Annotated in this window: 13 protein-coding genes; 7 read left to right on the top strand and 6 right to left on the bottom strand. The window is 60.3% G+C overall.

Going from position 1 to position 15,159, the window contains the following annotated elements:
• Window positions 1-106 precede the first annotated feature (106 nt).
• From B2828_RS00065 to B2828_RS00055, 3 genes are all read right to left on the bottom strand, one after another.
• On the bottom strand, window positions 107-1,306 hold the full coding sequence (locus B2828_RS00065) for a hypothetical protein (RefSeq protein WP_479631628.1): 1,200 nt from the start codon (window positions 1,304-1,306) through the stop codon (window positions 107-109).
• Window positions 1,303-1,707 carry a hypothetical protein gene (locus B2828_RS00060; protein ID WP_479631627.1) on the bottom strand — a complete coding sequence of 135 codons (405 nt, stop codon included), beginning with the start codon at window positions 1,705-1,707 and terminating at the stop codon, window positions 1,303-1,305. Before B2828_RS00060 ends, B2828_RS00065 begins: the two co-directional genes overlap by 4 nt.
• Window positions 1,708-1,882: 175 nt before the next feature.
• Entirely contained in the window at window positions 1,883-2,398 is a 516-nt protein-coding gene (locus B2828_RS00055; protein ID WP_479631626.1) for a hypothetical protein, read from the bottom strand.
• Window positions 2,399-2,461: 63 nt separating this feature from the next.
• On the opposite strand from B2828_RS00055, the gene B2828_RS00050 reads away from it, so the two are divergent.
• The 6 genes from B2828_RS00050 to lysS all read left to right on the top strand — a co-directional run bounded on the left by B2828_RS00050 (window position 2,462) and on the right by lysS (window position 11,132).
• On the top strand, window positions 2,462-3,880 hold the full coding sequence (locus B2828_RS00050; protein WP_479631625.1) for a class II fumarate hydratase: 1,419 nt from the start codon (window positions 2,462-2,464) through the stop codon (window positions 3,878-3,880).
• A 184-nt stretch (window positions 3,881-4,064) separates the two neighbouring features.
• Window positions 4,065-4,319 carry a 30S ribosomal protein S15 gene (gene rpsO, locus B2828_RS00045; RefSeq protein ID WP_479631624.1) on the top strand — a complete coding sequence of 85 codons (255 nt, stop codon included), beginning with the start codon at window positions 4,065-4,067 and terminating at the stop codon, window positions 4,317-4,319.
• A gap of 295 nt (window positions 4,320-4,614) precedes the next feature.
• Window positions 4,615-6,759 carry a polyribonucleotide nucleotidyltransferase gene (locus tag B2828_RS00040; protein WP_479631623.1) on the top strand — a complete coding sequence of 715 codons (2,145 nt, stop codon included), beginning with the start codon at window positions 4,615-4,617 and terminating at the stop codon, window positions 6,757-6,759.
• A 129-nt stretch (window positions 6,760-6,888) separates the two neighbouring features.
• Window positions 6,889-7,953, top strand: coding sequence for a hypothetical protein (locus B2828_RS00035; protein WP_479631622.1), 1,065 nt, complete (start codon window positions 6,889-6,891; stop codon window positions 7,951-7,953).
• Window positions 7,954-8,028: 75 nt separating this feature from the next.
• Complete coding sequence (locus tag B2828_RS00030; RefSeq protein WP_479631621.1) at window positions 8,029-9,585, top strand: FAD-dependent oxidoreductase; 1,557 nt, start codon at window positions 8,029-8,031, stop codon at window positions 9,583-9,585.
• An 83-nt stretch (window positions 9,586-9,668) separates the two neighbouring features.
• On the top strand, window positions 9,669-11,132 hold the full coding sequence (gene lysS / locus B2828_RS00025) for a lysine--tRNA ligase (protein ID WP_479631620.1): 1,464 nt from the start codon (window positions 9,669-9,671) through the stop codon (window positions 11,130-11,132).
• 71 nt (window positions 11,133-11,203) lie between these two features.
• On the opposite strand, the gene B2828_RS00020 is transcribed toward lysS, so the two are convergent.
• The 3 genes from B2828_RS00020 to B2828_RS00010 all read right to left on the bottom strand — a co-directional run bounded on the left by B2828_RS00020 (window position 11,204) and on the right by B2828_RS00010 (window position 13,497).
• Window positions 11,204-12,019 carry a hypothetical protein gene (locus B2828_RS00020; RefSeq protein WP_479631619.1) on the bottom strand — a complete coding sequence of 272 codons (816 nt, stop codon included), beginning with the start codon at window positions 12,017-12,019 and terminating at the stop codon, window positions 11,204-11,206.
• A gap of 20 nt (window positions 12,020-12,039) precedes the next feature.
• Window positions 12,040-12,753 (bottom strand): purine nucleoside phosphorylase YfiH/LACC1 family protein, encoded by a 714-nt coding sequence (locus tag B2828_RS00015; RefSeq protein ID WP_479631618.1) that lies wholly within the window; start codon window positions 12,751-12,753, stop codon window positions 12,040-12,042.
• Window positions 12,754-12,834: 81 nt separating this feature from the next.
• The gene (locus tag B2828_RS00010; RefSeq protein ID WP_479631617.1) at window positions 12,835-13,497 is read right to left on the bottom strand and encodes a hypothetical protein; all 663 of its coding nucleotides are present in this window, start codon (window positions 13,495-13,497) and stop codon (window positions 12,835-12,837) included.
• 198 nt (window positions 13,498-13,695) lie between these two features.
• On the opposite strand from B2828_RS00010, the gene B2828_RS00005 reads away from it, so the two are divergent.
• Window positions 13,696-15,159 (top strand): DUF6600 domain-containing protein (locus B2828_RS00005; protein WP_479631616.1); only part of this gene is annotated, 1,464 nt, incomplete at its 3' end.

The raw sequence follows: 15,159 nt of genomic DNA, 5'->3' as shown, positions 1-15,159 counted from the left end.
AAGAGGGGTAGTTTAGGACAACGACAGAAAACTTCAAGAATGAGAAAAAGCGAGGGGCTTGATTGGAATCTTTGGGCGGTATGTGGCTAAATGCCTCTCGATCCCGCTAGTTGCTTCCTGCATAAGCGGAATCGTTCCAAAAACTTTTTTTGCAATTGTCCCAGTCTCCGTTGAGCCGTTTGACTAATTCCGATTCCATTAGCCCGAACAGGCTCCGAAGGTATATATACAGGATGGTTGGAATAAGGATCAAAACCGCAGCCATAACATAAACGGCAGTGGTGCTGGTTATGTCGACATGATAAGTAATGCTGATTAGCCCGGCTAGAAAAAGGAAATTCACGATGAATTTTGGCCTGTAATATGCCTCGGCTGCGGATTTGAAGTTGACGGTCCTTTTTCCTAAGTGCAGACGGGTAAATTTCTCGGGCAATCGCCGTACGAATATTCCTGATTCAGGGTCGTTCAGCAGATCAACAGGATCTTTTGCCCAATTTTTGAACCAATCGAAGGACCTCATTTGTTGCGGATTCCTTTTGGCTTGATTGAAGAGACGATCAATGACCCCAAAATCGTTTTGCTCGCGGAATCTGCAAATGGCGAATCCGTCGGCAATGCTTTCCGTCACGTTGAGTTTTTTATAACTCAGATGGAGGCGAATATAACTGCCAATCCATACCAGGTTACCGATAAAGCCGAAAAGCTGTATCAAGGGGCTTTGCCGGGAGAACAGAATAATGGCTAGTAGTAAAAATGAGGCTTTCCAGCAAGCACTGAAAAGCGCTGTTTCTATGAGAAATTGGGCATGGGAAAGGTGGCCAAGTTCGTGGAAAAATTTAAATTTGGCAAAAGCGCCACTCTTGCAGCATCGAGGGTCTTCAGTAGCAACCACGATGGATGGGGGGCCAACACGGGGAAATGCGGTTTGTGTTACAACGCCCGCTTTGTGGCTCTCTGTTTCAATTGTGCATAAATACCCTAAATTGCTATCCATACCTTCTTGAAGGATGCATGCCTTGATATCATCGACATCGTCAAAGTGGCTTATGATCTCATCAAGAGGGGTTAGGGTGATTTGCTTGGACTTGAATTGATCCAATAAATTTAATAGCTGGGCTGTAATATTGATGTTGTGACGGAAGATGCGAATATATGCACTTAGGATGGTAAAAAGAATGGCGCAAATAAACAGGCATGTTGTTTCTACGTTGCGGTTGTATCCCAAGAGTAGTCCGAAAAATATAGGGATGGGTTGTTCTGCAAGTGCATCCAGCAACCCGTGTAGAGAAGCTTGGAGAAATCTCATTTTCTGAGCTTGGAAAGCCAATGCTTGAGCACGGTCTGGATCTCAGTCCATTTCTCTTCGGATATCTTGTGGGCTTGTTGCAGCGTTTCTTTTGCGCTGATGATCAGAACTGATTGATCGATTCCTCTGCGCTCCAGCTTTTCAATGAGGCTTAATGTGGTATCTAGGCCTCTAATTAATGCGTATAAATAGATAATAATCTCCTCGATGCTAATGTTATGCCCATATTCAGGCATCGAAAATTCTTGAATTGTGATTTCCGGGTTGGAAATACAGACGTCCACCATTCGCTCGGTGGTGTTCATGCCAATAATTGCAACTTGGTCCTCTGCGCAAATTGCGATGAGTTGTATTATAACATTTTTTAGTTCAGCGTCTTGTAGGTCAATATCTTTGGGCATAAACTGGGTAATTCGTTTTTAAATCCTTTCGTGAATTCTAAATTTTTGCCCGAACGCCCAGGATTTGCTAGACTTTTTTGCCTGACACAAGAGGGAAAGCGAGCCGCGCGTCGAATAGCAATGGATAACGCCGCGCAAGGATTTAGTATGGCATATTGCAGCTTGCCTTGCGGGTCTATTTCGTCAGCACAAATGTAAACCGCTCCCTCGTCCTAGGGAACTCAACCCGGACGCGCAGGGCGGTAGCCGTCTGGCTGAGCTGCGCCGTCCAGGGGGCTTGCGCGCCGGGGGCGGAGTGGAGCGTGGCCGAGGGCGCGGCTCCCTGCTCATGCACCGCGGCAAAAACTTCCCGCAACGCCGCCCAGCTTGCCAGCCGCCCGCGAACATGCACCGGGTCGCCCTGCCAGCTTCCGCCTGCAAAAACACCCTCCATCCGGGCCGAATTGCCGCTCTCTTGCAGGCGCATCAGCGGCACGCCGGGGCCTGCCAGGTAGTCGAGCTGGAAATCCTGGAGCCCATTGCCGCTTAAGACCGTCTCGCCGATCACTGAACGCTTCGGCGTCGTATATTGAAGCTGCCCCTGGGCGTTCTTCCAATGCGCGCCGGGAGTGGGGAATTCACGCGTCGTCTGGCAGGCCGAAAGCGGGAGCAAACACAGCGCCGCGAGCGCGGCTTGAAGGGCGGTTCTCATTGCAACTTTTTCGTTACCATTTTTTTACCAAACACGAAAGAACTGTCTTCCGATTCAATGCCAATGAGTTATGATCCCGCCATGATGCAACCCCCCTCCCGCATTGAAGAGGACTCTATGGGGAAAATGGAAGTTCCCGCCGGAGCCTTGTATGGCGCATCCACCCAACGCGCCGTGTTGAATTTCCCCATTTCCGGATACCGGTTTAGCCGGGAATTTATCCGGGCCTTGGGCCTCGTAAAATGGGCCGCCGCCGAGGCGAACCTGGAGCTCGGCCTTCTCGACGAAGAGCGCACCACCCTCATCTCCCGCGTCGCCGAGGAAATGATCAAAGGCAGCCTGGACGACCAGTTCGTGGTCGATATTTTCCAGACTGGCTCCGGGACGAGCACCAACATGAATGCCAACGAGGTGATCGCCAACCGCGCCTCCCAGATCGCCGGGACCCCGATCGGCTCCAAAGAGCCCGTTCACCCCAATGACCACGTCAACATGGGGCAGTCCAGCAACGACGTCATCCCCACCGCCGTCCACATCGCCGTCGGCGAAATGCTCCGCAACGGGCTGCTCCCCGCGCTGGAAAAGCTGCACGACTCCTTCGAGCGCAAGGAGCTGGAATTTTGGGAAGTCGTCAAAATCGGCCGCACTCACCTGATGGACGCCACCCCGATCCGCCTCGGCCAGGAATTCAGCGGCTACGGGCGGCAGATCGAGTTTGGCCTCCTGCGAGTCGGCAACGGCATCGCGGCCATCGAGGAACTTCCCCTGGGCGGCACCGCCGTCGGCACCGGCCTCAACTGCCACGCAGAGTTCCCCGCCAAGGTCATGCACCACCTCTGGAACCGCACCGGCATTGCCTTCCGCGAGGCCCGCAACCATTTCGAAGCCCAGGCGAGCAAAGACGCGCTCGTCCAGGTCTCTGGGCAGCTCAAAACCGTCGCCGTCTCTCTATATAAGATCGCCAACGACATCCGCTGGCTTGGGAGCGGCCCGCGCTGCGGCCTGGGCGAGATCACGCTGCCCGCCACCCAGCCCGGCAGTTCCATCATGCCCGGCAAGGTCAACCCCGTCATGTGCGAAATGCTCATGCAAGTCTGCGCGCAGGTCATCGGAGCCGATGCCACCATCACCTGGGCCGGGGCCAACGGCAACTTCGAGCTCAACACCATGATGCCCGTCATGGCCTACAACATCATGGAGGCCATCCGCATCCTGACCAACGCCGTGGAAGTCTTCCGCACCAAGTGCGTCGATGGCATCGAAGCCGACAAAGAGCGCTGCGAAGCCTTGATCGAAATCTCCATGTCCATGGTCACGGCCCTCACGCCGCTGATCGGCTACGACCGGGCGTCGGAAATCGCCAAAGAGAGCAACGAAAAAGGCCGCACCATCCGGGAAATTTGCCTCGACTGGAAAGTCCTTCCCGAGGAAGAAATCGCCCGCGTGCTCGATCCGGTGACCATGACCAGGACCGTGGATTAGGAAAACATAGCCGCTCCAAAGGCGCGAAAGGTCCAAAAAGCGCAAGACGAGAGCTCCCGTCTTTTTTTGAGCCTCCTGCGACTTTTTGCGGCTAAATCTTTGGCAAAATGGCGGCCTCTTCCCGGTTTTCCACTTGCCAAGCCAGAAATTTTGTCGATACTAACCCCTCCTCAAAAATAAGAATATGGCAACGACGAACGAACTTCAGGGCATCAGATTGCACGACAAAGACACCGGCTCCGCCGACGTGCAAGTGACCCTCCTTACCCAGCGCATCCAACAGCTGACGGAGCACCTCAAGATCCACGCCAAGGATCATGCTTCCCGCCGCGGGCTCCTCATGATGGTGGCCAAGCGCCGCAGCCTTCTCGACTACCTCAAGCGCACCGCCAGCGAGCGCTACAAGGTTCTCCTTGAGAAGCTCAATCTCCGTAAGTAACACCCTTTTGGACAACTCCCGGGCCGGACGATCTCCTGCCCGGGGTTTTCCATTTCAGAGTAAGTGAACCATCTTTCACTTGCTCTTTTCTCATATAAACCACCCCGTTCCATAGGGGGACGGGATTATCCAAACAAAGCGCGGCGCTTGCAAGGGCGTAGCCGGAGGCACGAGAAATCAAGAACTATGAATTACGAAGCAAAAGACGGGCTCCCGTTGCGTGCTTCCTACTTCATAAGTCCTGATTTCTCCCGCTCCGGCGAAGCGTTCGCCAGCGCTGCATTGAAGCTAGAGTATGCAACAATCGATCTCCATCGAGGTGGGCGCGCAGCCCATCATCATTGAAACTGGCAAACTTGCCAAACTCGCCGACGGCGCCGTAACGGTCCGCAGTGGCGACACCATTATCCTCGTCAGCGCCGTTTCCTCCACGACGGTCAAAGAGGGACAGGATTTCTTCCCCCTCACCGTTGATTACCGCGAGAAAGCCGCTTCCGTGGGCAAAATCCCCGGCGGTTACTTCAAGCGCGAAGGCCGTCCGTCCGAGAAGGAAATTCTCACCGCCCGCATGACCGACCGTCCCCTGCGTCCGCTCTTCCCGAAAGGGTACCTCTACGACACGCAGATCATCGGCACCCTCTTGAGCGCCGACGGCGAAAACGATCCCGACATCCTCTTCATCAACGGCGCTTCCGCCGCCCTGATGGTCTCCGACATCCCGTTTGCCGGACCCGTGGGCGCGGTTCGCGTGGGCCGCGTTAATGGCGAATTCGTCATCAACCCCACCCACTCCCAGCGTCAGGGCAGCGACCTCGACATCGTCTACGTCGGCAACGAAACCGACGTCGTCATGATCGAAGGCGCCGCCAACGAAGTGCCCGAAGAGGAATTCATCAACGCCCTGGAATTCGCCCAGCCCTTCGTCACCCAGATCGTTCTCGCGCAGAAGGAACTCGCCGCCAAGGCCGGAAAAGAAAAACGCCAGGCCCCGCTCTTCGTCGTTAAGGAAGAAGTGCTCGAAATCGCCTACCAGGTCGCCAGCGACCGGATCGAAGCCGCGCTCTACACCCCCGGCAAAGTCGCCCGCTCCAAGGCCGTCGACGCCATCAAAGCGGAAGTCAAAGCCGCCATCCTGGCCAAGTTCCCCGAAGTCACCGGGTTCGAAATTAGCCAGGCGTTTGATTACCTCCAGGAAAAAACCGTTCGCAAGAGCGCGCTGGACAAAGGCATTCGCGCCGACGGCCGCGGCTACCGCGACCTTCGCCCGCTGACCGCCGAAGTCGGCCTCCTGCCCCGCGCCCACGGCTCCGCCCTCTTCTCCCGTGGCGAGACCCAGGCCGTGACCTCAGCCACCCTGGCCCCCGCCGACGAAGCCCAGATGCTCGACGCCTACACCGGCGGCGAGACGGAAAAGCGCTTCATCCTGCACTACAACTTCCCGCCCTTCTCCGTGGGTGAAACCGGCCGCACCGGCAGCCCTGGCCGCCGCGAGATCGGTCACGGCGCCCTGGCCGAGCGTTCCATCGCCCCGGTCATCCCGGCTGAGAACGAATTCCCTTACGCCATCCGCATCAGCAGCGAGATCCTGGAATCCAACGGTTCCAGCTCCATGGCAACGGTTTGCGCGGGTGTCCTCGCCCTCATGGACGCAGGCGTGCCCATCAAGAAGCCCGTCGCGGGCATCTCCGTCGGCCTCGTCACCGAATACGACGCCAATGGGACCCTCGTGCGCTACCAGACCATGACCGACATCCTCGGTTCCGAAGATCACTTCGGCGACATGGACTTCAAGCTTTGCGGCACCGACACCGGCGTCACCGGCTTCCAGCTCGACCTCAAGCTCACCAGCCTGCCCCACAAGATCCTCGCCGAAGCCATTCGGCAGGCGCGTGAGGCCCGCACCACCATCCTGGGCGTCATGGCCGCCGCCATCGCCGAGCCGCGCAAGGAACTCAGCGTCTACGCTCCGCGCATCGAGACCGTCAAGATCCCCGTCGACAAGATCGGCCTCTTGATCGGGCCTGGTGGCAAGACCATCAAGGGCATCGTTGCCGAGACCGGCGCCGAGATCAACATCGAGGACGACGGCTCCGTGCACATCTACTCCAACAACGGCGAGAGCCTCCAGCGCGCGAAAGACATCATCGCGGGCATGACCAAGGAGATCGAAGTCGGCACCACCTACCACGGCACCGTCGTTTCCACCAAGGAATTCGGCGCGTTCGTCGAAGTGCTCCCCGGCAAAGAAGGCCTGGTCCACATCTCCGAGCTGGCCGACTTCCGCGTGAACAAGACCGAAGACGTCGTCCGCGTGGGCGACGCCATCTGGGTCAAGTGCATCGGCATCGACGACAAGGGCCGCGTGAAGCTCAGCCGCCGCGCCGCCATGAAGGAGCGCAACGAAGCCGCAGCCGCTGCGGGCGAAGCTCCCGAGAAGTAAGCCGCCAAAGTTTAGCAGCGAACTTTTACAACGCCTCACCAGGGAAACCGGGTGAGGCGTTTTTTTGCTGGCATTTTGGCTCGCTAAGGGACTACTTTGACGCACCATTCGGTTTGTTTTCCCCTCCTTATGAAAATCCGTTTCCCTCGTCCCTTCGTCGGGCTTGCCCTTGTCTCCGTACTGGGTGCATCGGCGTTCGCGCAGCTCCAAGATGGCCCGGCGGTCAACCTTGGTCAGCTCATCAAAGAGCTCAAAACGCTCAAAGATAAGCAACAGAGCACCAGCAAAGCCCTGGTGGCGAAGGTCATCAACGACTTCCGGAACGCCTCGGCCAGCAACGGCAACGCCATCGTGTTTTACCAAAACGCGCTCATGGCGACGAAGAACGAAACGGCCAACGACGTGCAGGACATCTCCAAAATGGATTCCATCCAGAGCGCCGCGCGCCTGCACCTCAACTACCTTGTCATGACCGTCCAGCGTGCCCTGGGGGCCACCACCCAGCAGCTGGAGCCCTCGCTTACCGCCCACGTCGCCGCCCTCCAACAGGCTGGCGCAGGCGACGCCGCCCTGTGGGTTCGCCGCGAAAAGGCCCGCCAGCTCATGGAAGGGGGCAACCGCGCCGCCGCGCCGAAAAAGGGAACGCTCCCGGACGATAAACTGCCGCTGTTCTGGGAACAGAAGCTCATTACCGGCTCCGTCAAAGACAGCATCTTCGTAAAGTGGTACGCGATCCAGAACCTGATCGCCGACGTGAAAGACTGGGCCGACAGCCCCGGCGACATCGACGGCATCTACCAGAGCACGCTCCTGCCCTACTACCGCCAGAGCAAAGACCCGCGCACCATCGGCTACTGGGACCAGAAGCTCCAGATCGAGACCCAGAAAGCCACCCAGACCAATTCCGCCTTCCAGATCGACCTGTTCAACCGCGTCAAGCGCCCGCAGATCCTTTGGAACCGCGCCAAGGATGAAATCGCCATCGGCCTGAAGAACAAAGGCATCACCGACATGGCCGACATCATCCGCGCCTACCCGGATCACCAGGACGCCGCCGACTGGATCGGTCAGCTCGAAGCCATGCTGCCCGGCGGCACGCCCAAGGCCGATGCCTCCGCTTCGCCAGCGGGCCAGCCCGCAGCCCAGCCTTCCGCCAGCACCCCAGCGCAGCCCGCTGCGGCCCCGGCTCAGTAAAGAGTCCGGCGGTTAGCCATTTTTACCCCTCGTTGCCGCCCGTCCCCGGTTGGCAACGAGGTTTTTTTTACGACGATGAAATTTCGCTCCCTCCTCCGCCTCCTTCTCCTGGCGCTCCTTTGTGCGCCCGGCCTGCATGCCGCCCAGGTGGTCGAAACCGATGTCTGCGTCTACGGTGGCGCTGCGGGTGGCGTCACGGCGGCAGTCGCCGCGGCGCGGCAGGGTAAAAAAGTGGCCCTCCTCGTCTTTAACCGCCACCTCGGCGGCATGAGCTCCTCCGGCCTCGGCTGGACGGACGTCGGCCACCTCGGCGACGCCTACATCCAGGGCCTGGCCCGCGAATTCTACACCCGCATCGGCGCAAAGTACGGCGCGGACAAAGCAAAGTGGACCTTCGAACCGCACATCGCCGAGGCCGTCTTCAACGAAATGGCCCGGCAGGCCGGAGTGAGCGTCTACCTCGACCAGCGCCTGGCCAGAACCGCCATGAACGGCCCCAACATCGCCGAGATCACCATGGACAACGGCAACGTCTTCCGGGCGAAAGTCTTCATCGACGCCTCCTACGAGGGCGATCTGCTCAAACAAGCGCACGTCAGCTACACCGCCGGGCGCGAAGCCAACGCCCAGTACGGCGAAACCCTCAACGGCATCCAGACCAAGACCCACGGCAACAACCTCCCGCGCGGCATCGACCCGTACCGCGTCAAAGGCGACCCCCAGAGCGGCCTGTTGCCCGGCGTCAACGCCGATCCCGGTGGCCCCGTGGGCAGCGCCGACAAAAAAGTGCAGGCCTACTGCTACCGGATGTGCCTCACCAACATCCCCTCCAACCGCATCCCCGTCGCCCAGCCGCCCGGGTACAAAGAGGCCAATTACGAACTGCTCTTCCGCGCCATCGAAGCCGGGCAGCAGGGGAAATTCTTCCAGACCAGCCCCATGCCCAATGGCAAGACCGACTCGAACAACGCCGGGGGCATCTCCACGGACTACATCGGCTACAACTACGACTACCCCGAAGCCGACTACGCCACGCGCGCCCGCATCGCCAAGGCCCATGAAGCCTGGCAGCGCGGCTTGATCTGGACCTTGCAGAACCACCCGCGCGTTCCGGCGGAAATCCGTGAGCAATACGCCCAGTGGGGCCTGCCCGCCGACGAATTTGCGGACAACAACCACTGGCCCTACGAGCTCTACGTGCGCGAGGCCCGCCGCATGGTCTCGGACTACGTTATTACCCAGAGCCACTGCCTGAGCGAGCTCCCCGTGGAGGATTCCGTTGGCCTCGCCGCCTACATGATGGACTCGCACAACTGCCAGCGCATCGTCCAAGCCGGGCAGGTGAAAAACGAGGGCGACGTCGAAAAGAAATTTGCCAAGCCCTTCGGCGTCCCCTACCGCGCCCTGGTGCCGAAGAAAACCGAGTGCGCCAACCTGCTCACCCCGTGGAGCGTCTCCGCCAGCCACATCGCCTTTGCCTCCGTGCGCATGGAGCCCGTCTTCATGATCCTGGGGCAGTCGGTCGGCACCGCTGCCGTCCTCGCGATAACGCAAGGCCGCGCCGTTCAGGACGTTCCCTATCCCGCGCTGCGGGAGCAGCTCCTCAAAGACGGCCAGGCCCTGGAACCGTAATCCGCCGCCCTCGGGCCGGGAAAAAACGCGGTGGAATTTTGACTTTCCGGCCCAAGCCTGATTGACTGTTCCTCTTATCATTTATGGAAGAGACCCATGCCCTCTTTGAAACCCGCCGCCAAAAGATGCTCGCCCTGCGAGAGAAAGGCGTGGACCCGTACGGCCACCGCTTTGCTCTCACCGGCTCCGTAGCCGAGGTGCGGGAACGCTTTGCCGAAGGCCGCTGCGAATGCATCGCCGGCCGCATCACCGCCCATCGCGACATGGGCAAAAGCCACTTTCTGGACCTCACCGACTCCACCGGCCGCATCCAGGTATTCGTCCACGCCAAGGAAGTGGGCCCCGAGGCCTACGAAATCTTCCAGCTCCTCGACATGGGCGACTTCCTCGGCGTCGAGGGCGAGACCTTTACCACCCGCACCGGCGAGCCGACCCTGCGCGTCAAGAAACTGACCGTTCTCTCCAAATCGCTCCGCCCGCTGCCCGACAAATGGCACGGCCTCGCCGACGTGGAGACTCGCTACCGCCAGCGCTACCTCGACCTGCTGGCCAACCCGGAGTCCAAAGAAGTTTTCAAAAAGCGCATCGCCATCATCCGCGAAATGCGCCGGTACCTGGAGGATCGCGGCTTCCTGGAAGTCGAGACCCCCATGATGCAGCCCGTGGCGGGCGGCGCGGCGGCCACGCCGTTCAAGACCCACCACAACGCGCTCGATATCGACCTCTACCTGCGCATCGCCCCGGAGCTGTTCTTGAAGCGCCTGCTCGTCGGCGGCTTCGACCGCGTCTTTGAGCTCAACCGCAGCTTCCGCAACGAAGGCGTCTCCCGGCGGCACAACCCGGAGTTCACCATGCTGGAGATCTACCGCGCTTACTCGGACTTCGAGGAAATGTCCGCCATGGTCGAGGAGATGGTCTGTACCGCAGCGGAGAAAGTCATCGGCACGCTCAAGATCGAGCACAAGGACGCCGAGGGAAACGTGATCCGTACGATCGACCTCACCCGCCCGTGGCGCCGCGCCCCGTACCGCGAACTCGTCAACGAAGCCGTCCCCGGGTGGTTCGAGCTGACCCCCGAGGCCCGCCGCGAACGCTGCCAGGAAATGAAGATCGAGCTTTCGCCCGAAATGGCCGACTTCGAAGTCACCCAGCACGTTTTTGAAAAGCTGGTGGAGGAAAAGACCTTCAACCCATGTTTCGTCACCCACTGCCCGACGGAGCTCGTGCCGCTCGCCAAGCAGAACCCGAACGACCCGAGCGTCGTGGACGTCTACGAACTGGTCATCAACGGCCAGGAGATTTCGCCCGGCTACTCCGAGCTGAATGACCCGATCGTCCAGCGCCAGCGGCTCGAAGCTCAGGCGGGCGAAGAGATCCAGAAGATCGACGAGGATTTCCTCGCCGCGCTGGAGCACGGCATGCCCCCGGCGGGCGGCGTTGGCATCGGCATCGACCGCCTGGTGATGATGCTGACCGGCGCGGAGTCGATCCGTGACGTGATCTTATTCCCTCATATGAAGTCGCGCCCTGCGGACTTCAAACAGTAGGGCTGCTTTTCAAGCTTCACGCAAAGACGCCAAGGCGCAAAGGGAGTTTCTCTTTGCGCCTTGCGTGTTATTTAGGGTTCCTTCGTTCCCAATTCTGGAGATTCGCTACAAGGAAGAGGCCATCCGCAGGAATTTAGGATTGAAGCCCGAAGCACGACAACGATGGATTCCTTATTTGGGGAAGTCGAGTTTTTGACGAATTGTACAATCAATGAGTGGCCATCATCCACGTGAAGAATCGATTTGGCCGTTAATTCCATGGGCTTTTTCCCACCTTCTGGAAGCACGTTGAGAAAGTAATCTAAAGTCATATCGATGGTGGCCCCATCGGCTCCGATTACAGGTAAAAGCTTGGCGTGGCTTCTCTCTTTACCGCCACGTTGGGTTGCTTCGGCGATCTGGCCGCTTTTGACAACACAGAGCAGACGATTGATGAGTCTGCCTTTTGCTTCCAGCTGCTTTAGCGTTTCCGGCAGAAGGTTCCGCTCGGAGTGTACAAGCCGGATGTGGGCCGAAGATATTTCATAGGCGCTGATTTCGCACTGGACCTGGGGCGGATGGCTATCGTCGAACGTCACGAGAAGGGAATCCACTTGTTCCAGATTTTTGGCGGTTTGGCGAACGATGAGACACCGGGCAGCCACGTCGTAGGCCGCCTCGGCCCCCGGAGGAAAGGCGACGCCCTGTTCTTGAAGATACTTTTTTACATCAAGCTGTTCCCGCTTGCCTTCTTTGCTTGTGGGGTAAGGCTTTGTGAAGAAGCTGAGAGGGACGTTGTAAGCTCGAAGCAAAAGCGGCTCCTCCGAGGATTCTGCCGCGCTAAGCTGGACTCCAAGAAAACAGCAAAGTGCTATCGTAAAAATTCGCAGGGAAAAAAAGGCGTCCATGCTCTCGGTGAAGGGAAAGCCTACCTTCCGCCCTCGGACCTCACCGCCAGCAGCGCCAGCATGCGGCCCGTCTGGCCTTTTTCCATGCGGTAAGAGTAGTAGCGGTCTGGTTCCGCCCCGGTGTCCGAGCCGCAGTCGACCACTTCGCCCACGCCCGCTTCGTGGCATTGCCGCACGATGTCGGCGGCGAAATCAACCTCGTAGTGCGGCGGACGGATGCATGGGCTCAGCTGCACGACCACTTTTGCCGGGTCGGTGCCAAAGGCGCAGTGCATTTGCTCCAGCATGGCGGGCACCACGCCGAGTTCCGTCCCTTTCCGGCCCGAGTGGGCCAGGCCGATGACGTTATTTTCCGTGTCCACCGCGTAGACCGCGCAGCAGTCGGCCACGTAGATGCCCAGGCAAATATTGCGCTGGTCGGTAATCAGCGCGTCGACGCCGGGAACCACCGGGATGGGGGCCGGTTTGCCGATCCGGTGCAGCGGGGAGGCGCTCGGCTTGGCCGCCGAGCTATCCACGATGGCCACCCGGTTGCCGTGGACCTGTTCGGCGGTGACAAAGGGCATCCCCTGGAAGCCCAGGTCGCGCCGGGCCTGCTCGTGGTAGCGGGCCAGGCGGGTGAGGGCCGTCACGCGGTCGGTGTGGACGTCGAGGTCCGATACGCGGCCAATAAATGCGTTTTGCACCGGGCCGCCCACTGAAAGGGCGGGGAAGGTTTCCACGAGAATGCTCATAGGGGAAGTTTTCTACGGTTCTTGCCCGGATTCAAACGGAATTTCCCGCCCAGGGCCGCTTTGAGCCCCTTTTATAGCCTCCTAGGCGGAAGCCGGTTGCGCCCCCATGGAGTAAACCCTCGGAACGGGCGTGGGCGAGGGGGAGGGCGTCGGGGTCGGCGAAGGGGGGACGACCCCCGGGTGGTCCTTCGAGGAGCTGCCCGGCAGCGGACAGATGCCCGGCTCGATCAATACCGAGGGGCGCACGCTGTGCTGTTCGTAACGGCCCAATGCATCGCGCAGTTCGGTCTCGGCCAGGGTGCAAAGGGAGGGGTCGATTTTTTCGATCCGCGTGTAGAGCAGCAGGAAGTAGTTCCGCATCAGGATGCGGTGGCCCTCGGGGGTTTTGGCGGCGCGGGCGCGGGCCAGCTCTGCCTGGATAATGGGGTCAGAAAGCAGGTCAGTCTTGAGCTGGCGCATCCGGATGGCCTGGCGGAGCTGCGCGGAGGTCCCTTTTTTCATGGATTCGGGGACATCCGGAAGGGGGGGGCGGGTGGGGGCTGGAGTGGGCCCGGCGGTGGGGCGTTCGGTGGCTTCGGGAGTAGGTAGCGGGGTGGGCTGGGCGTCCAGAGCGGGGATCGACGGGAAAAGGTCTGCCGGGGGAAGCAAGTCAGTGGCCGAGCCGGAGACGATCGGGTCCTGGGCGCGGCTGGTCAAGGCGAGCGCGGCGGCAAACGCGGCGGCGAGAAGGAAAGTGGTTTTCATGGGTCGATGCACCAGCGAAGCTTTAGGCAACCAGAAATCGCCCGGTTTGAAAAGCAGGCTTTTAAATAGGAAGAATGGGATCGGCCCTTGTAATTTCGAAAATTCATTTGAATGTTTGCCGGGCTGATGAGTCTCATCGGTATGAAACGGTGAAAAAGATCTCCCCGGTCCTTTCCCGCTTCCCCAACAACCTTGGATATGAAATCAAAAACAATCGTATTTGCAGCCCTCCTGGTAGCCGCCGTGATGGCGCTCTTTGCCCCGCGACAGGCGCAGGCTGGCGTGACTTTCTCTTACTTCTACGAGAGCTTGCTCCCGTACGGCGACTGGGTGGACGTGGACCATTACGGCTACTGCTGGGCCCCTCGCGGCGTGACCCCCGACTGGCGCCCCTACATCGACGGCTATTGGACCTACACCGATGCCGGGTGGACCTGGGTTTCGTACGAAGATTTTGGCTCGATTACCTACCACTACGGCCGCTGGGTGCGCCTGGAGGACGTGGGCTGGGTCTGGAAGCCCGATTACCGCTGGGGCCCCGCCTGGGTCTCCTGGCGCCAGAGCGACCGCTACATGGGCTGGGCCCCGCTACCGCCGGATGTCGCCTATAACGAGGATAACGGCGTCGGCGTCTGGGTGGACCGCGATTACGATATCGGCCCCTCTGCTTACGCTTTCTGCGAGACGCGCTACTTCGGCGCTCCGGCGATCCGCAACGTCATCGTGCCGGTCCAGCGTAACGTGGATATCCTGGACGTGACGGTGAACATCACCAACATTACCTACATCAACACCCGGGACCACGGGCGGCTGGTCTACTGCGGCGGGCCCGACTACCGCTGGCTGGCGGCGCGCAGTGAGCGCCCCATCAACCGCCTGGAGTTGGTGCTCCGGACCGACGGCGACTGGGTGCGCCGGGGCCGTCCCGAGTTCGCGCGCAACGCGGGCCTGCAACTCTTCATCGACGCGCCGGTCATCGAGCCGCCGCATGAGCGCTTCGCCCCGCCGCACGTGGCCCGTGAAATCCGCGCTCCGCGTATCGACCGGGGCTGGGGCATCGTGGCCGATCCCGGCATGCGCGAACGCATTCACCAGCGTTACCAGGAGCAGACCCGTGGCCTCACCGCCCAGAGCGCCCCGGCCTACCGGGTGAACGAGAACGAGGTTCGCAGCTTTGTCCGGGAGGCCCGTCCCGCTCCGGGCGTCGTGCAGACTGCCGGAGCGCAGGCCTCGGCCCAGCCGACGCCGGGTTCGCACCGGGGACCGGGCGCGGGTCAACCGCAAGCGGTGCCGCCTCAACAGCCGGCGGTGCAGCCCCAGCAACAGGTGCCGCCTTCGGCCCAGCCGACGCCGGGTTCGCACCAGGGACCGGGCGCGGGTCAACCGCAAGCGGTGCCGCCTCAACAGCCGGTGCAGCCCCAGCAACAGGTGCCGCCTTCGGCCCAGCCGACGCCGGGTTCGCACCGGGGACCGGGGGCGCGGCATACGCCCGCGGCGCAGCCTCAGCAGCCGGTACAGCCTTCGGCCCAGCCGCAGGCCACCACGGCTCCGCAGCGCGTTCAGCCATCAGCGCAGGCGGTCCAGACGCCGAACGCCATCGCCACCCCGGCCCAGCAAGTTTCGCCAGGGCAGCGTTCGGGCCAAGCCGAGCAGGCCCAGCGC

The organism is Spartobacteria bacterium UBA695 (assembly GCA_002298145.1).
Classification (GTDB): domain Bacteria; phylum Verrucomicrobiota; class Verrucomicrobiia; order Chthoniobacterales; family Chthoniobacteraceae; genus UBA695.
Note: the sequence above shows the minus strand (reverse complement) of the source record. Positions and strands in the feature narration are given on the sequence as shown.

What these genes read in the sequence shown, in the direction of transcription:
- B2828_RS00055 (WP_479631626.1), bottom strand. Translation starts at nt 2,398, where the DNA reads ATGAGAACCGCCCTTCAAGCCGCGCTCGCGGCGCTGTGTTTGCTCCCG.
- B2828_RS00050 (WP_479631625.1), top strand. Translation starts at nt 2,462, where the DNA reads ATGAGTTATGATCCCGCCATGATGCAACCCCCCTCCCGCATTGAAGAG.
- B2828_RS00040 (WP_479631623.1), top strand. Translation starts at nt 4,615, where the DNA reads ATGCAACAATCGATCTCCATCGAGGTGGGCGCGCAGCCCATCATCATT.
- B2828_RS00065 (WP_479631628.1), bottom strand. Translation starts at nt 1,306, where the DNA reads ATGAGATTTCTCCAAGCTTCTCTACACGGGTTGCTGGATGCACTTGCA.
- B2828_RS00020 (WP_479631619.1), bottom strand. Translation starts at nt 12,019, where the DNA reads ATGGACGCCTTTTTTTCCCTGCGAATTTTTACGATAGCACTTTGCTGT.
- B2828_RS00030 (WP_479631621.1), top strand. Translation starts at nt 8,029, where the DNA reads ATGAAATTTCGCTCCCTCCTCCGCCTCCTTCTCCTGGCGCTCCTTTGT.
- B2828_RS00060 (WP_479631627.1), bottom strand. Translation starts at nt 1,707, where the DNA reads ATGCCCAAAGATATTGACCTACAAGACGCTGAACTAAAAAATGTTATA.
- B2828_RS00015 (WP_479631618.1), bottom strand. Translation starts at nt 12,753, where the DNA reads ATGAGCATTCTCGTGGAAACCTTCCCCGCCCTTTCAGTGGGCGGCCCG.
- B2828_RS00010 (WP_479631617.1), bottom strand. Translation starts at nt 13,497, where the DNA reads ATGAAAACCACTTTCCTTCTCGCCGCCGCGTTTGCCGCCGCGCTCGCC.
- rpsO (WP_479631624.1), top strand. Translation starts at nt 4,065, where the DNA reads ATGGCAACGACGAACGAACTTCAGGGCATCAGATTGCACGACAAAGAC.
- lysS (WP_479631620.1), top strand. Translation starts at nt 9,669, where the DNA reads ATGGAAGAGACCCATGCCCTCTTTGAAACCCGCCGCCAAAAGATGCTC.
- B2828_RS00035 (WP_479631622.1), top strand. Translation starts at nt 6,889, where the DNA reads ATGAAAATCCGTTTCCCTCGTCCCTTCGTCGGGCTTGCCCTTGTCTCC.